We start from the raw sequence: 2,551 nt of genomic DNA on the forward strand, positions 1-2,551 counted from the left end.
CATCGACCGCGGCTACCCGCTGTTCGTCGAGAACCTCTGCGCCCTCGGCGCGGACGTGGCCCGGGTCCAGGCCCCACCCCGCCGCTAGGAGGTCCGGAGGACCACCAACGCGTCGTCGACGTCCCCGGGGAACACGAGCAGGTTCCACCCGCCCTCGTCGTGCGCGATCGTGGACCGCACCTTCTCGCGGGCCAGCCGCGCGGCCAGGACCTCGGCGGCCTCGCGGGTGGGCACCGTCGCGACCGTCTCGAGCAGGCCGACGTCGCCGTCGTCACCGGGCAGGGCGCCCTTCGGACCGGTCCCGAAGGTCCAGCGCAGGAGGCCGGCGAGCAGCACCACGACGGCGAGTGCCGTGAAGATCTCGCCCACCGATCCGACCATGCCCCCCATCGTGACCGATCCTGTGGCGTGCAGCATGGCCGAGACCGATGGGTCCCCGGTCGACCCGCCGGTAACCTCCCAGGGTCCGGCCCCTGCACGGAGGTGCTCGAACCATGCCGTACCCCAGCGACGACTCCCGTGACCGCCCGTGGGTCATGCGGACCTACGCCGGGCACTCCTCGGCGAAGGCGTCGAACGAGCTCTACCGGCGCAACCTCGCCAAGGGACAGACGGGGCTCTCGGTCGCGTTCGACCTGCCGACCCAGACCGGCTACGACCCCGACGACGAGCTCGCCCGCGGGGAGGTCGGCAAGGTCGGGGTCCCCGTGTCGCACATCGGCGACATGCGCGCGCTGTTCGACCAGATCCCCCTGCACGAGGCCAACACCTCGATGACGATCAACGCGACCGCCATGTGGCTGCTCGCGCTCTACGTCACCGTCGCCGACGAGCAGGCCGAGGCCGCCGGGCTCGACCGCGACGAGGTCCGCGCGAGCCTCGCGGGCACCACGCAGAACGACATCGTCAAGGAGTACCTCTCGCGCGGGACCTACGCGTTCCCGCCGGCGCCGAGCGTCCGGCTGATCACCGACATGATCGCCTGGACCGTCTCGAACGTCCCGAAGTGGAACCCGATCAACATCTGCAGCTACCACCTGCAGGAGGCGGGGGCGACGCCGACGCAGGAGGTCGCGTACACGATCTCGACCGCGATCGCGGTGCTCGACGCGGTGCGCGACTCGGGGCAGGTGCCCGAGGCGGACTTCGCGAAGGTCGTCGGGCGCATCTCGTTCTTCGTCAACGCCGGCCTGCACATCATCGAGGAGATCGCGAAGCTCCGGGCCTTCTCCCAGCTCTGGGACGAGCTCTGCCAGGAGCGCTACGGGGTCACCGACCCGAAGATGCGCCGCTTCCGCTACGGCGTGCAGGTGAACTCGCTGGGCCTCACCGAGGCCCAGCCGGAGAACAACGTCCAGCGCATCGTGCTGGAGATGCTCGCGGTGACGCTGTCGCGCGACGCCCGCGCCCGCGCGGTGCAGCTGCCCGCCTGGAACGAGGCCCTCGGCCTGCCGCGCCCGTGGGACCAGCAGTGGGCGCTGCGCATGCAGCAGGTCCTCGCCTACGAGACCGACCTCCTCGACCACGACGACGTCTTCGCGGGCTCCCACGTGATGGAGGCCAGGACGGCCGCGATCGTGGAGGGCGCCCGCGCCGAGATCGCGAAGGTCGCCGAGATGGGCGGCGCGGTCGCCGCGGTGGACTCCGGCTACATGAAGTCGCAGCTCGTGAGCTCGCTCGCCGCGCGGCGGATGCGGCTCGAGTCGGGCGAGGACGTCGTCGTCGGCGTCAACAGGTTCACCTCCACCGAGCCCAGCCCGCTGCAGGCCGAGGGCGCCGACGCGATCTTCGTCGCGGACCCCGACGTCGAGGAGCGCGCCCGCGAGGCCGTCGCCGCCTGGCGCGCCGACCGGGACGACGACACCGTCAAGGCCGCCCTCGACCGGCTCACCGAGGCCGCGGGGCGGCGGGAGACCGACGACTCGCTGAACCTCATGGAGGCCACGCTCGCCTGTGCGCGGGCCGGGGTCACGACGGGGGAGTGGGCCGGGGCGCTGCGCGGGGTCTACGGCTCCTACCGCGCGCCGACCGGGGTCACCGCGGCCTCGTCGTCGGGCTCCTCGGCCCCGGGCTCCGAGGCCGCGGACGGCGAGCCGAACGAGCTCGAGCTGGTGCGCGAGCGGGTCCGGGCGACCGCCGCCGAGCTGGGCGTGGCGGCCCTGCGCATGCTGGTCGGCAAGCCGGGGCTCGACGGGCACTCAAACGGCGCCGAGCAGATCGCCGTGCGGGCCCGCGACGCCGGCTTCGAGGTGATCTACCAGGGCATCCGGCTCACGCCCGCCGAGATCGTGGCGGCCGCGGTCCAGGAGGGCGTGCACGTCGTCGGGCTGTCGATCCTGTCCGGCTCGCACCTCGAGGTGGTGCCGGCGGTGCTGGACGGGCTCGCCCGCGCCGACGCGGCCGACATCCCCGTCGTGGTCGGCGGGATCATCCCGCCGAAGGACGCCGAGCAGCTCCAACGGCTCGGCGTGCAGCGGGTGGTGACGCCGAAGTCGTACTCGCTCACCGGGATCATGGGTGACTTCGTCGACGTGATCCGCGAGGTGCACGG

Annotated in this window: 2 protein-coding genes; one reads left to right on the forward strand and one right to left on the reverse strand. The window is 72.7% G+C overall.

Going from position 1 to position 2,551, the window contains the following annotated elements:
- Positions 1 to 84: 84 nt before the first annotated feature.
- Complete coding sequence (locus AC0CYZ_RS09795; RefSeq protein WP_472214707.1) at positions 85 to 381, reverse strand: hypothetical protein; 297 nt, start codon at positions 379 to 381, stop codon at positions 85 to 87.
- Positions 382 to 494: 113 nt separating this feature from the next.
- On the opposite strand from AC0CYZ_RS09795, the gene AC0CYZ_RS09800 reads away from it, so the two are divergent.
- Positions 495 to 2,551: protein meaA (locus AC0CYZ_RS09800; RefSeq protein WP_472214709.1), on the forward strand; the 2,057-nt coding region annotated here is incomplete at its 3' end.

This window comes from Actinomycetospora sp., from assembly GCF_055612215.1.

Bases quoted from the DNA above. Each gene is read 5' to 3' on its own strand.
- AC0CYZ_RS09795 (WP_472214707.1), bottom strand. From the start codon at position 381: ATGGTCGGATCGGTGGGCGAGATCTTCACGGCACTCGCCGTCGTGGTG.